Source organism: Tsukamurella ocularis (assembly GCF_965138335.1).
Classification (GTDB): domain Bacteria; phylum Actinomycetota; class Actinomycetes; order Mycobacteriales; family Mycobacteriaceae; genus Tsukamurella; species Tsukamurella ocularis_A.
The window spans coordinates 1-13,362 of sequence record NZ_CBCSDV010000037.1 but is presented as its reverse complement, the minus strand read 5'-3'; the positions used below and the strand labels follow the sequence as shown (position 1 = coordinate 13,362).

At 72.4% G+C, this 13,362-nt stretch carries 12 protein-coding genes and 2 pseudogenes; 4 read left to right on the top strand and 10 right to left on the bottom strand.

Annotated elements, in window-relative coordinates; all coding sequences use genetic code 11:
* Positions 1-133: 133 nt before the first annotated feature.
* The 4 genes from ACNAYW_RS22210 to rfbD form a co-directional block, all read right to left on the bottom strand.
* A complete protein-coding gene (locus tag ACNAYW_RS22210) occupies positions 134-916 on the bottom strand; it encodes an SGNH/GDSL hydrolase family protein (protein WP_415851799.1) in 783 nt (260 codons plus the stop codon).
* A 9-nt stretch (positions 917-925) separates the two neighbouring features.
* A complete protein-coding gene (gene manB, locus ACNAYW_RS22205) occupies positions 926-2,020 on the bottom strand; it encodes a mannose-1-phosphate guanylyltransferase (protein ID WP_458629950.1) in 1,095 nt (364 codons plus the stop codon).
* Between the two features lie 8 nt (positions 2,021-2,028).
* A complete protein-coding gene (locus ACNAYW_RS22200) occupies positions 2,029-2,943 on the bottom strand; it encodes a glycosyltransferase family 2 protein (RefSeq protein WP_415851797.1) in 915 nt (304 codons plus the stop codon).
* Positions 2,944-2,981: 38 nt separating this feature from the next.
* The coding region (gene rfbD / locus ACNAYW_RS22195; RefSeq protein ID WP_415851818.1) for a dTDP-4-dehydrorhamnose reductase at positions 2,982-3,864 on the bottom strand (883 nt) is incomplete at its 3' end.
* Between the two features lie 133 nt (positions 3,865-3,997).
* On the opposite strand from rfbD, the gene ACNAYW_RS22190 reads away from it, so the two are divergent.
* Complete coding sequence (locus ACNAYW_RS22190; protein WP_415851796.1) at positions 3,998-5,761, top strand: LCP family protein; 1,764 nt, start codon at positions 3,998-4,000, stop codon at positions 5,759-5,761.
* The gene (locus ACNAYW_RS22185; protein WP_415851795.1) at positions 5,749-6,459 is read left to right on the top strand and encodes a TIGR03089 family protein; all 711 of its coding nucleotides are present in this window, start codon (positions 5,749-5,751) and stop codon (positions 6,457-6,459) included. Before ACNAYW_RS22190 ends, ACNAYW_RS22185 begins: the two co-directional genes overlap by 13 nt.
* A 3-nt stretch (positions 6,460-6,462) precedes the next feature.
* Here ACNAYW_RS22185 and ACNAYW_RS22180 read toward each other — a convergent pair whose 3' ends face one another.
* From ACNAYW_RS22180 to ACNAYW_RS22155, 6 genes and pseudogenes are all read right to left on the bottom strand, one after another.
* On the bottom strand, positions 6,463-7,071 hold the full coding sequence (locus tag ACNAYW_RS22180; protein ID WP_415851794.1) for an AMIN-like domain-containing (lipo)protein: 609 nt from the start codon (positions 7,069-7,071) through the stop codon (positions 6,463-6,465).
* Between the two features lie 99 nt (positions 7,072-7,170).
* Positions 7,171-8,331 carry an acyl-CoA dehydrogenase gene (locus ACNAYW_RS22175; protein ID WP_415851793.1) on the bottom strand — a complete coding sequence of 387 codons (1,161 nt, stop codon included), beginning with the start codon at positions 8,329-8,331 and terminating at the stop codon, positions 7,171-7,173.
* A gap of 441 nt (positions 8,332-8,772) precedes the next feature.
* Positions 8,773-9,183: pseudogene (locus ACNAYW_RS22170) on the bottom strand (dihydrofolate reductase family protein); the annotation flags it as partial.
* 1 nt (position 9,184) lies between these two features.
* Positions 9,185-9,429 (bottom strand): annotated as a pseudogene (locus ACNAYW_RS22165) (dihydrofolate reductase family protein); the annotation flags it as partial.
* Positions 9,430-9,661: 232 nt separating this feature from the next.
* The gene (gene purE / locus ACNAYW_RS22160) at positions 9,662-10,174 is read right to left on the bottom strand and encodes a 5-(carboxyamino)imidazole ribonucleotide mutase (protein WP_415851792.1); all 513 of its coding nucleotides are present in this window, start codon (positions 10,172-10,174) and stop codon (positions 9,662-9,664) included.
* On the bottom strand, positions 10,167-11,393 hold the full coding sequence (locus tag ACNAYW_RS22155; RefSeq protein WP_415851791.1) for a 5-(carboxyamino)imidazole ribonucleotide synthase: 1,227 nt from the start codon (positions 11,391-11,393) through the stop codon (positions 10,167-10,169). The genes purE and ACNAYW_RS22155 overlap by 8 nt, the downstream gene beginning before the upstream one ends.
* A gap of 117 nt (positions 11,394-11,510) precedes the next feature.
* Here ACNAYW_RS22155 and ACNAYW_RS22150 point away from each other — a divergent pair, with 117 nt between their 5' ends.
* Positions 11,511-12,056: a GtrA family protein gene (locus ACNAYW_RS22150; protein ID WP_146488900.1), complete on the top strand. Its 546-nt coding sequence runs from the start codon at positions 11,511-11,513 to the stop codon at positions 12,054-12,056.
* A gap of 11 nt (positions 12,057-12,067) precedes the next feature.
* A partial coding sequence (locus tag ACNAYW_RS22145) for a sensor histidine kinase (protein ID WP_415851790.1) occupies positions 12,068-13,362 on the top strand: 1,295 nt, incomplete at its 3' end.

The following is a 13,362-nucleotide window of genomic DNA, read 5'->3' as shown; positions in this document are numbered from 1 at the left end:
CGGTGACTCCGACCTGCGATTCGCGCGCCGAAACCGCTGTGAAGGTTCTCCCGACCCGCGTCTCCGCGTCCGTGCTGTCACGGGTGGTCACGATTTCACAGCACCACGACCGATCCCCCCGGTTCGGTGTGCGCTACACCTGCGAGTCCGCCCCGACGGGCCGCAACAGCGTCGGGTACTTCGGCGGCAGGCCGTCGCCCGTGGAGATGCCGCGCACGCGACGGGAGATCCACGGGTAGGCGAACTCCCGCCGCCACTTCCGCTTGATCTCGCGGTCCTCGGCCGCCGAGATCACCGGCGCCGGACCGAGATCCGGCACCGACAGCGCGTGCGGCACACCGAGCAGATCCAGCACCTCGATCGCCATCCGCAGGTGCCCGGGCTGCGACATGTGGATCCGGTCGAACTCCCACATCCGCAGGTCCCGGTACTCCTTCATCCGCCAGTAGTCGAGCAGCAGCAGCCCGCGGTCGGCCGCGATCTCGCGGACCAGCTCGTTGTAGATGGCGAACCGGCCGCGGAGCGCACCGAAGATGCCGCTGCCGTGGGTGTCCGCCGCGGTCCACACCACCACCGTCGCGCCGGACGCCGCGAGCCGCGCGAGCAGCGCGTCGTAGGCGGAGACCACCGCGTCGACGTCCACGGACGGCCGGATCAGGTCGTTCGCCCCGGCGTACACGGTCACGAGATCCGGGGCCAGTTCCAGGCACGGATCCAGCTGCTCGGCGACGATCTGGTCCATCTTCTTGCCGCGGATCGCCAGGTTCGCGTACCCGAAATCCGGAGAGCGAGCGGCCAGGACCTCCGCCACCCGGTCGGACCAGCCCCGGTACTCGTGCGTCCCCGTCGGGTCCGGATCGCCGACGCCCTCGGTGAACGAGTCCCCGATCGCCACGTACCGCAGGAAGTCAGCCACCGCGCGCCCCTATACGTCCGTCGAGAACCGCACGCCGCCGTCGGGCAGCTCCACGCCGGGCCAGACGCGCGCGCCGTGCAGCAGCTCGCACCGGGCGCCCACGGAGGCACCGTCGCCGATGACGGCCTCGCGGATGCGGGCCCGCGGCCCGATGTGCGCGCCGAAGCCGATGATCGACCGCTCGACGATCGCGCCGGCCTCGATCCGCACCCCGTCGAAGACGACGGCGCCGTCGAGCCGGGCGCCCGCGCCGATCTCCGCGCCGCGCCCCACGACGGACCCGCCGATCACCAGCGCGCCGGGCGCCACGGAGGCGCCGGGGTGGATGAGGCACTCGCCGCGCCCTCCGTCGAGGGCCGCCGACGGGGCGATCCCGCGCACCAGGTCCGAGCTGCCGGCGACGAAGTCCTCCGGGGTACCCATGTCGCGCCAGTAGCCGTAGTCGACGTGGCCGTAGAGGCGGCTGCCGCCGTTGAGGAGGGCCGGGAAGACCTCGCGCTCGACCGATACCGGCCGGCCCGCGGGGATCTCCTCGATCACCGAGCGCTTGAAGACGTAGCAGCCGGCGTTGATCTGGTCGGTCGGCGGATCCTGCGTCTTCTCGAGGAACGCGGTGACCCGGCCGGTGGCGTCGGTCGGCACGCAGCCGAAGGCGCGGGGGTCGGGCACGCGCACGAGGTGCATCGTGACGTCGGCGTCCTTCTCGCGGTGCGTGTTCACGACGGCGCGGATGTCCGAGCCGCCGAGCACGTCACCGTTGAACACCAGCACGGTCTCGGCGCGCAACGCCGACAGCACGTTGCGGATGCCGCCGCCGGTGCCCAGCGGCTCCGTCTCCACCACGTACGAGAGCTCGAGCCCCAGCTCGGAGCCGTCGCCGAAGTACTCCTCGAAGACCTCCGCCTTGAACGAGGTGCCCAGCACCACGCGGCGGATGCCGGCGTCGCGGATGCGCGAGAGCAGGTGGGTGAGGAAGGGCTTGCCCGCCGTGGGCAGCATCGGCTTGGGCGCCGACAGGGTGAGCGGGCGCAGGCGAGTGCCCTTGCCGCCCACCAGGATCACGGCCTCCACATCGCTGAGGTCCACACCGGCGTCCTGATCCACCGAGGTCATCATTCCCCTTTTCGTCTCCGCGTCGCCGCGAGAACACTGACCCGCGAGCGCGCGGCCAGCCCCACCTTCATCGCCGCGCGCAGGGGCGCGGCCGCCGGACCGGGGTGCCGGTCGGCGAAGAACCGGTACGCGGACTCGTGGTGCGCGGGGAGCATGAGCTCCGGCACCTTTCCGGCCGCGTGCCCCTTGGCGTGCACGATCTCCGCCGTCGGGACGTAGACGTTGCTCCAGCCGGCGCGGGCGAGCCGGTCGCCGAAGTCCACGTCCTCCATGTACATGAAGTAGCGGTCGTCGAAACCGCCGATCTCCGCGAAGGCCTCGGGCCGCACCAGCAGGCACGAGCCCGAGAGCCAGCCCGCCGCACGCTCGGCGACCTCGGCCTGCGACTGCTGGTAGGCCCGCGTCCACGGGTTCGCCTTCCAGACGGTGCCGAGCAGCGCGTGCCCGATCCCGAGCCGCATGCTGGGCAGGTTCCGCGCCGAGGGGTAGACGGTGCCGTCCGGGTCGCGGATCAGCGGGCCGAGGGATCCGGCGCGCGGGTGCCGCGCGGCCGCCTCGACGAGCGCGTCGATCGCGCCCGGGCCGAAGACCACATCGGGGTTGCTGATGAGGAGGAAGTCGGGGAACGACGGTCCGCCGCGCTCGTCATCGGCGCGCAGGCGCGCCACGGCGTAGTTGATCGCGCCGCCGTAGCCGAGGTTCGCGCCGGTGCGCAGCAGCTCGGCCTCCGGGTGTGCCGCGTCGGCGGCCTCCGGGGAACCGTCGACCGAGCCGTTATCGGCCATCAGCACCCGCGGCGCGGGGCCCGAGAACGCGCCGTCGATGCTGGTCAGGAAGTTCTCGAGGTGTTCGCCCGGCGAGTAGGTGACGGTGACCACGGCGATCGCGGGGGTCGGGGTGTCGGTTCCGGGCACGCGGCCAGGTTACCGGTCGGNCGGGTNCGACGGTGCCNCCGCCCGCCCCAGCGCCCGGTCCAGCGCGTCGCGCCAGTCCGGCAGCGGCGCCAGCCCCCACGCGGCCCAGGCGGCGGACGAGAGCACCGAGTACGCGGGGCGCGGCGCGGGCCGCGGGAAGTCGGCGGTGGTGCACGGCGCCACGCGCCGGGGATCGGCCCCGGCCCGTTCGAAGACGCCGCGGGCCACGTCGAACCAGGTGGCCGCACCTCCGCCCGCGGCGTGCAGCACCGCGCCGGGCCGCTCCGGCTCCGCGCCGAGGAGCAGGGCGAGGTCGAGCAGGCCCGCGGCCAGGTCGGGGGCGTAGGTGGGCGAGCCGGTCTGATCGTCGACGACCTTCGGATCGACGCCGTCGTCGGCGAGCCGCCCCATGGTCCCGACGAAGTCCCGCGCCCAGGCGGCCGCACCGTCCGGGCCGGCGGTGCGCCCCGTGTACACCCAGGCCGTCCGCACCACGACGGTCCGCGGGTCGGCCGCGCGGGCGGCCGCCTCACCCGACAGCTTGGTGCGCCCGTAGACGCTCGTGGGCCCCGTCGGGTCGCCCGGTTCCCAGGGCCGCGGCGGCACCGGGGCGGGGCCGAAGACGTAGTCGGTCGAGACGTGCACGAGCCGCGCGCCGGTGGCGGCGCAGCGCTCGGCGAGCAGGCCGGGAGCGTCGGCGTTGAGGGCCGCGGCGGCCTCCGGCTCGGCCTCGGCGGCGTCGACGGCGGTGTGCGCCGCGCAGTTGACGAGCACCGTCGACGGCCCCATCGCGAGCCCGGCGACGGACTGTGGCGAAGTCACATCGAGCTGTGCGCGCCCCAGCGCGCGGGTCGCGATTCCGCGCGAAGCGGCGGCCGCGACCAGCGCCGATCCCAGTTGTCCGGACGCGCCGGTGATCACCAGTTCCACACCGCGAACGGTACGTGACGGCCGCGTCTGCGGAGTGTTCACATGTCGAGTCGGTACCGTTATGGAGATGTGACCATGCGGGCCGAAGCAGCCGGCCCGCTTTCCCGACGTTGAGGAGTGGTGGGTGTCCGACAGCCCCAGCCGACGCGGCGCACGCCATTCCCGGGGTGCCGACGCCAAGCGCGCAGCAGCCGACCGCGCAGCGGCCGAGCGCTCCGCCACGGAGGCCGAGGAGACGCGCGTCCGGGCGCGACGCCGGAGCGTGCGCGCCGAGAACCAGGGCGACGGTGCGCCGAGCCTGCGGGCCCGGCCCGTCCCCCGCGCCGGGGACCTCCCCGCCGACACCCGCGAGCGGCTGCAGCGCAGCGGCAAGGCCCTCATCGCGCTGATCACCGCCATCGTGCTGGTGGTGACCGGCGTCGCCTGGTTCTGGTGGTCCAACTTCGCCGGCGACATCGTGCGCGGCCCCAGCATCGCGGCCAAGCCCGACGGCGCGACCGACATCCTGCTGGTCGGCACCGACTCGCGCACCGACGCCAAGGGCAACCCGCTGACCAAGCAGGAGCTGGCGCGACTCAACGCGGGCGTCGACGACGGCACCCTCAACACCGACACCATCATCCTCATCCGCATCCCGAACGACGGGAGATCGGCCACCGCGATCTCGATCCCCCGCGACGCCTACGTCGCGATCCCCGACCAGGGCAAGGGCAAGATCAACTCCGCCTTCGCCGGCGCGGCGAACGTGACCCGCGACCAGGCGATGGCGAAGGGCGACGACGAGAAGACGGCGGTGCAGAAGGGCAACGAGGAGGGCCGCAAGGCGCTCATCGAGACCGTCGCGAATCTGACCGGCGTCTCGGTCGACCGGTACGCGGAGATCGGCCTCTACGGCTTCTCCCGCCTGACCAACGCCGTCGGCGGCGTGGACGTGTGCCTGAAGAAGCCCGTCAACGACTCCTACTCGGGCGCCCGGTTCAAGGCCGGCAAGCAGACGATCAAGGGCCCGCAGGCCCTGAGCTTCGTGCGCCAGCGGCACGGCCTGCCCCGCGGCGACCTGGACCGCGTGACCCGCCAACAGGTCTTCATGGCGTCGCTGGCCAGCAAGATCCTCTCCACCGGCACCCTCACCAGCCCGAGCAAGCTCAGCGAGCTGCAGAGCGCGATGTCGTCCTCGGTGACGCTCGACCAGGAGTGGGACGTGATGGGCTTCGCGAAGGAGCTCGCGAACCTCTCCGCGGGCAAGGTGCAGTTCTCCACGGTGCCCGTGGTCCGCGACGACGGCTGGAGCGACGACGGCCAGCAGTCCGTCGTGGTCGTCGACCCCAAGCAGGTGCAGGCGTACGTCGCGGGCCTGCTCGGCGAGAAGCCCGAGGTGACGTCGAAGGCCACGAAGACCAGCTCGTCGGCCCCGGCCGTGCCGTCGGTGAACCGCGCGTCCTACACGGTGGACGTCGTGAACGCGGGTACCACGTCGGGCCTCGCGAGCACCGTCTCCACCTTCCTCGGCGGCAAGGGCTTCGCGCAGGGTTCCACGGGCAACGCCTCGTCCAGCGAGTCCTCCGCCAGTTCCACGAGCGCGGTGCTGGCGAGCTCGGCGAACGACCAGGGCGCCAAGGCCGTGGCCGCGCTGCTCGGCGGCCTGCCCGTGGTGGCCAGCGGCGCGGTGCAGTCCGGGCACGTCAAGGTGCTGATCCAGGACGGTTACAGCGGCCCGGGCTCGTCGAGCGACTCCGGCTCGGACTCCGATGCCGCGACCACGACCACGTCGATCCCGCCGGGCATGACCGAGGCGCTCGACCCCAGCGAGGCGGCGCGCATCAGCTCGCTGCTCAACCGCCCGGGCTTCACCGCCCAGCAGGACGGGAGTGTCCCGTGCGTGGACTGACGGTGACCGATCGCCTGCTCGTGCCGATCGTCCAGGCCGACGGGGCCGCTCCGCGGTTCACCTGGTACGACGACGCCGCCGGCGCGCGCATGGGTCTCTCGGCGATCACGCTCGGCAACTGGGCCGCGAAGTGCGGGAACCTGCTGCGCGACCAGTACGGCCTCGGCCCGGGCGACCCGGTCGGGGTGCTGCTGCCGGCGCACTGGCAGACCGCGGGAATCCTGTTCGGCGCCTGGTGGGCCGGGTGCGACGTCCGGTTCGGCGAGTCCGGGGACGTGACCTTCGCCGCGCCCGACCGGATCGACGAGGCGGAGGGCGACGAGATCCTCGCGGTCGGCCTCGACGCCTTCGGGCTGGCCGTGCCGGACCTGCCGCCGGGCATCGACGACTACACCACCGAGGTGCGGGTGCACCCCGACGCCTTCACCCCGGGCGGCGCGGGTGCGGACGTCCCGGTGCTCGCCGGTGACCCGGCCGAGATCGTGCTGGCCCGCGCGACGGCCCTCGCGGCGTCCGCCGGCTACGCCGCGGGCGACCGGGTGCTCTCCACCCGGGAGTGGCGCACCGTCGACGACCTGTACGACGGCCTGCTCGCGCCCCTCGCGGCGCCGGCCTCCGTGATCCACGTCTCGCATCCCGACGCCGACACGCTCACGGACAAGTTCGTCACCGAGAAGGCCACCGCCCGCGTCGCCTGACCGCTACTGCTGCACGTCCACGACGATGCGCCCGGGCCCGGTCAGCGTGGAGTCCGCGTAGCGCTGCGCGTTGCCGGTGAGCTTGAGCGCCACCTGCAGCTGCCCCTCGAAGGAGCAGGTGATGATAGCGCGGGAGACCGCCCGCCCCGGGCCCGCGACGCCGCGCTCGCCGGTGTACGCCGACTTCCCGGCGTCGTCGAAGATCGCCACCGGCTCGACGCGCACCACGAGGTACTCCCCCGGCCCGCCGAGCACCGCGCCCGAGCCGCAGTCGAGGACGGGCCCGGCGTCGCGGGTGACGCGGTAGGGCGGCACCGCTCCGGTGAACTCCAGCACCACGCGATCGGCGCCGTCGCTGGCGCCCGTGCGCAGGTCCTTCAGCATCGTCGCGCCCGGGGCGACGGAGGCGCTCGTCGTGGCCGGCGCGCTCCGGGGTGCGCTCGTGGCCGTCCCCGTGCTCGACGGTGCCGCGCCGGTCACCGTCGTCACCGACGGGCGTCCGATGCCCGACGGGGCCGTGACCGGCCCGGAGCCGTCGCACGCGGCCAGCATCGCCCCCAGGACGAGCACCGTCGCCCCCGATACCGATCGATGGATCGTCCTCACCGACACGTCCGCCCCTCTCGTCCGGTCCAGGCTATGTGCGGATAGGTCGGGAGGGGCGGATCGTTATCGAACCGTGGGCGGGCCGGTATCAGCCCGGCGGGCGGCTCAGCGAAGCAGCTGGCGCGACATGACGAGGCGCTGCACCTGGTTGGTGCCCTCGTAGATCTGAGTGATCTTGGCGTCGCGCATCATGCGCTCGACCGGGAAGTCACGGGTGTAGCCGGCGCCGCCCAGGAGCTGCACCGCGTCCGTGGTGACGTCCATCGCGACGTCGGAGGCGAAGCACTTCGACGCGGAGCTGATGAAGCCGAGGTTCTTCTCGCCGCGCTCGGCGCGGGCGGCGGCGGTGTACACCATGAGGCGGGCGGCCTCGAGGCGCATCGCCATGTCGGCGACCATGAACTGCACGCCCTGGAACTCGGAGATGGACTTGCCGAACTGCTTGCGGTCCTTGATGTACTCGATCGCCACGTCGAGCGCGCCCTGCGCGATGCCCACGGCCTGCGCACCGATGGTCGGGCGGGTGTGGTCGAGGGTCTGCAGCGCGGTCTTGAAGCCGGTGCCCTCGGCGCCGATCATGCGCATCGCGGGGATGCGGCACTCCTCGAAGGCCAGCTCGGCGGTGGGGCTGCCCTTGATGCCCAGCTTGTGCTCGTAACCGGTGACCGAGAAGCCGGGGTCGTCCTTGTGCACGATGAAGGAGCTGATGCCGTTGGCGCCCTTCTCCGGGTCGGTGACGGCCATGACGGTGTACCAGGTGGACTTGCCGCCGTTGGTGATCCAGCACTTGGAGCCGTTGAGGACCCAGTCGTCGCCGTCCTTGCGGGCGCGGGTGCGCATCGACGCGGCGTCGGAGCCGGCCTCGCGCTCCGAGAGGGCGTAGGAGGCCATGGCCTCGCCGCTGGCGAGCGACGGCAGCACGTGCTGCTTGAGCTCCTCGGAGCCGTTGAGGATCAGGCCCATGGTGCCGAGCTTGTTCACGGCGGGGATCAGCGAGGAGCTGCCGCAGACGCGGGCCACCTCCTCGATGACGATGCAGGTGGCGACGGAGTCGGCGCCCTGGCCCTCGTACTCCTCGGGCACGTGGATGGCGTTGAACCCGCTGGCGACCAGCGCGTCGAGCGCCTCCTGCGGGAACCGCTCCTTCTCGTCGACGTCCTTGGCGTGCGGCGCGATGTCGCGCTCCGCGAGCGCCCGGATGGCGGCGCGCAGTTCCTCGTGCTCCTCGGGGAGCTGGAACAGGTCGAAGTCGGGGTTGCCAGCCATGAGGCCTCCATCAGCGTCTACGTGTGTGGTCCGCGCTGATTGTATCCATGCCGGTTCGAAGGTCAGTTAGTCGCACGTAACCAGTATTCGACGGTGCCGTTGTCCCCGGGAACAACGTGCACCTCCGCCGAGCCCGCGCCACGCTCGCCGCCGCCTCCCCCGACTTAACAGTGTTAGCCCAGACGGCGTCCTGGGACTTCGTCTGCATCGAGTGCTACTGACCCGTGAGTAGCCACGTGCCCGGCTGCCTGCGCGGCGATGCACCGCGCGCCGCCTTTCGATGCGTTCCCGCGGGAGTTTCTCTCCCGTCATCGGGTTGCAACCCGATGACGAGGAAGGAACACCCGCGGGAGTGCCCCGGGGTCGTCGGCGCGCGCCGCCGCCCGACCACGACGAGGCGACCCGCATCGGAGTCCGCGCTCCGCCCCGGCCGCGCGACACTCAGCGCGGCAGGCGGGTGAAGACGCGGTGCACCACGCCCGCGGCGGGGCTCACCGTCGATTCGATCGAGAACCGCTCCTGCACGCCCTCGAGCCCGTCCCACAGCCGCTCGCCGCGACCGAGCACGATCGGCACCTCGACGAGGTGCAGGTGATCGACGAGGTCGGCGGCGAGGAACTCGCGGACCGTCGCCACGCCGCCGCCGATCCGGATGTCCTGCTCGCCCGCGATCTCCCGGGCGGCGGCGACAGCCTCGGCGGGCGAGGCGTCGAGGAACCGGAACTCCACCCCGTCGCCCGTGGTGAACACGGGCCGCGGTGTGCTGGTGAGCACGACGATCGGCGTGGTGAACGGCGTCTGCTCGCCCCACCAGCCGCGCCAGGACTCGTCCGCGAGCACCTCGGGCGTGGGNGCGAACTTGCCGCGCCCCATGATCTCGACGCCGATGCCCTCGTCCCAGGCCTCGGCGAAGGCGTCGTCGACGCCGCGGGCCGCGCTGGTCAGCCCGTGGATCGCGGCACCCCGTCGGGTCCCGAAGAACCACGACATCAGCGACCCACCGGCGTGACCGAAGGGCGCGTCCACCGATTGGTCAGCGCCCGTCCCGAAACCGTCCAGCGAGATCGCGAAGTTGTGCACCCGCACCTGTCCGCCCATGCGGTTCAGGTTAGGCGACGCGCCCCGGCACCGGGCTGCAACGGCGGGAGCACGAGCGGACCGGACCATGGCGGACACCGCGAGCCGTACGGAAACTGAAGAGCACCTGCTCGGCAGCAGGTTCAACTCGCCTACCAGTGGTTATTCAGAACGTGAATGGACGCGCTCAAGCGAAGTACCCGCGCATCGTGCCCCGCGATCGCCCACCGACCACCGCACGGGCGGTCGCCGATCAGCCCTCCAGCAACTTGCGCCGCAGCGCCTCGTCCTTGGCCAGCACCATCTTCTCCAGGTCCGCCTGGAACGCGGCCATGCGGGAGCGCAGCGCCGGATCGGCGGCGCCGAGGATCCGCACGGCCAGGAGTCCGGCGTTGCGGGCGCCGCCCACGGACACCGTCGCCACGGGGATCCCGGCGGGCATCTGCACGATCGAGAGCAGCGAGTCCATGCCGTCGAGGTGCTTGAGCGGCACCGGCACGCCGATCACCGGCAGCGGGGTCGCGGAGGCGACCATGCCCGGCAGGTGCGCGGCGCCGCCGGCGCCCGCGATGATCACCTCGACGCCCCGATCCGCGGCGCCCTTGGCGTAGTCGAGCATCCGCTGCGGGGTGCGGTGCGCGGAGACCACGCCCACCTCGAACCGGATCCCGAACTCGGCGAGCGCCTCGGCGGCGGCCTCCATCGTCGGCCAGTCCGAGTCGCTGCCCATGATCAGGCCCACCCGGGGGCCGGAAGACTCAGCCATGCTCGCTCCATCCATCGGTCCACTCCGCGGTCGCCATCCAGTGCGCCGCGCGTTCCGCCCGCTCCCGCAGCTCCGCCACGTAGTCGGGATCGTTCCGGTCGCCGCCCGGTGCGCCGACCAGGTTCACGTGCCCCACCTTGCGGTCGGGCCGCCCCTCCTTGCCGTACATGTGCACGTGCGCCTCGGGCATCCGGGCCATGAGGTGGTGCAGCCGCTCGTCGACGCCCATCTCGGGCTCCGACGGTGCGCCCAGCACGTTCGCCATGACGGTGAGCGGCGCGGTCGCGGCGGTGTCGCCGAGGGGGTAGTCGAGCACCGCTCGCACGTGCTGCTCGAACTGGCTGGTCACGCAGCCGTTCATCGACCAGTGGCCGGAGTTGTGGGGGCGCATCGCGAGCTCGTTGACCAGCATCTCGCCCGACGGGGTCTGGAACAGCTCGACGGCCATCACGCCGACGACGCCCAGCTCGTTCGCGAGCCGCAGCGCGAGCGACTCGGCGAAGGAGGCCTCCTCGTCGGAGAGGTTCGGCGCGGGCGCGAGCACCACGGCGCACTGCCCGTTCCGCTGCACCGTCTCCACGACGGGCCAGGTGGCGCCCTGCCCGAAGGGCGAGCGCGCGACCATCGCCGACAGCTCCCGCGCCAGCTCCACCCGCTGCTCGGCGAGCAGCTGCACCCCGGCGGCGAGCTGCTCGTCGGCCACTGCCACCGCCTCGGCCAGCGTGTCCGGCAGCCACACGCCGCGGCCGTCGTAGCCGCCCCGCACGGCCTTGAGCACGACGGCACCGTCGAACCGCGCCCAGAAGGCCTCGACGTCGGCGGCGGCGGTGATCTCCGCGAAGCCCGGCACGGGCGCGCCGAGCTCGGCCAGCCGGTGCCGCATCGCCAGCTTGTCCTGCGCGTACAGCAGGGCCTGCGGCGGCGGGTTCACCGTGACGCCCTCGGCCTGCAGCTGCAGCAGGTGTTCGGTGGGTACGCCCTCGTGGTCGAAGGTCAGCGCGTGCGCCCCGGTCGCGACGCGGCGCAGGTCCTCGATCCGGTCGTGATCGCCGAGCACCACGTCGGCGCACACCTGGGGTGCGGGCTCGTCGGGTGCGGCGGCCAGGACGCGGAGCGACTGCCCCAGCGCGATCGCGGCCTGATGGGTCATGCGGGCCAGCTGACCTCCGCCGACCATCGCCACGACGGGCCGCGAACGGCGCGGTTGTACTTCACTCACCGCTCCATAATCGCAGGTCCACGACAGTGCGGGGGCGCCCGGCACACCGCACGGCCCCGGTACCGAGCGCGTCACACTCTCCGCGGTACTATTCACGGTTCCGTTAGAGTGGCGCACGTGGCATTCATCGAGGCGATTCTGGATCGCACCCCGGCACCGCTCCGCGGACTCGTCATGCAGCACCACGAGCTGATCAAGTTCGCCATCGTGGGCAGCACGACGGCGGTCTTCGACCTCGCCATCTTCTACGGCCTCGTGCTGACCGTCCTCGACGACAAGCCGACCGTCGCGAAGGTCTTCTCCGGCGTCTGCGCCGTGATCCTCTCGTACATCCTCAACAGCGAGTGGAGCTTCAAGCACCGCGGCGGACGCGAGAAGCACCACGAGGCGCTGCTCTTCTTCGCGATCTCGGGCATCGGCGTGCTCATCATGGCCGCGCCGATCTTCATCGCGAACAACTTCTTCGACCTGCGCAACGTCGATTCGAAGACCACGCTGATCATCGTCGACTTCGTGCTCAACTACATCGTGGGCAACCTGCTGCAGATGGCCTTCCGCTTCTGGGCCCTGCGCCGCTGGGCGTTCCCCGAGGACATGCGCGACGCCCCGGATCAGGAGTCGATCCCGGACGACGAGACGCGCGGCGCCTCCGCCGACCGCTGAGCCTCCCGGGCGTGCGGTACCGGATCCTCCGCTCGACCATCGCGGTGGTCGCCGTCACGGGCCTGTTCCTGGGCCTGCCGCTCATGTTCTACACGTGGCGCTGGCTCGACGACACGGCCCGCACCGACCTGCAGCACCGGCTGCAACGCGCCTCCTCCGCGATCCTGCTCCAGGAACAGCGCACGGGCGTCACCGACGAGCCGCCGGTCGAGGCCCTCCGCCTCCTGACCCCCTCCGACGGCCGCCTGGTCCTCACGTACACCGACCGCACCGGCGCATCGCGCGAGCTCGCCGTCGGACGGGGCCCGCTCGAGCACGCGATGGTGGAGGGCACCTCGCTGGGCGATGCGGGAATGCTGCGGATCGAGCAGGACTACGCCGGAGTGCGCGACGACCAGTTCCGCGCGCTCAGCATCGAGCTGATCGTCATGGTGTTGTCGCTGACCGCGGGCGTCGTGGTCGCGGCGGTCACCGCGAGCCGCGTCGCCGACCCCGTGCAGGAGGTCGCCGGCCGCGCGCAGCGCCTCGCGAACGGCGACTTCCGCCCGGATCCGCACCGGCACGGGATCGAGGAACTCGACCGCGTGCTGGACGTGCTCGACACCGCGACGGTGGAGATCGCCGACCGGCTGCAGCGCGAGCGACAGATCGTCGGCGACGTCTCGCACCAGCTGCGCAGCCGCCTCACCGCGATCCACATCCGCCTCGACGAGCTGACCCTGCATCCCGATCCCGAGGTGGTCTCCGAGGCGCGGGCCGCCCTCGACCAGGTCGACCGCCTGACCTCCTCGGTCGGCGACATGGTGCGCATGTCCCGCGCCGAACGGTCCGCGCAGGGCACCGTCGACCTGCGGGCCGAGCTCACTCCCCTGCTCGACGATCTCGCCCCGTCGTTCGCGCGGGCCGGGCGCCGCCTCACGGTCCGGCCGCCCGACGGTCCGCCGCTGCACGCGCGCGCCACCGCCACGCGCGTACGGGAGGCCGCGGCGGTGCTCGTGGACAACGCGCTGGTGCACGGCAGCGGCGCGGTGACGGTGACCCTCGGCTCCGTCGGCGCGCACACGGTGTTGGTCACCGTGGCGGACGAGGGGGCGCGGATCTCCGACGCCGACGCGCAGCGCATCTTCCGGCGCGGCTACTCCGTCGGCGACGGCACGGGCGTGGGCCTGGCGCTGGCCCGCGCCTTCGTCGAGGCCGACGGCGGCCGCCTGCAGCTGCAGAGCCGCAAGCCGACCGTCTTCGCGATGTTCCTGCCCGCGGCGGGCCTCGACGACCTCCCCGATCCCGCCCCCGCCCCGGACCCCGA

What these genes read in the sequence shown, in the direction of transcription:
- purE (WP_415851792.1), bottom strand. Translation starts at nt 10,174, where the DNA reads ATGGCTGAGTCTTCCGGCCCCCGGGTGGGCCTGATCATGGGCAGCGAC.
- ACNAYW_RS22175 (WP_415851793.1), bottom strand. Translation starts at nt 8,331, where the DNA reads ATGGCTGGCAACCCCGACTTCGACCTGTTCCAGCTCCCCGAGGAGCAC.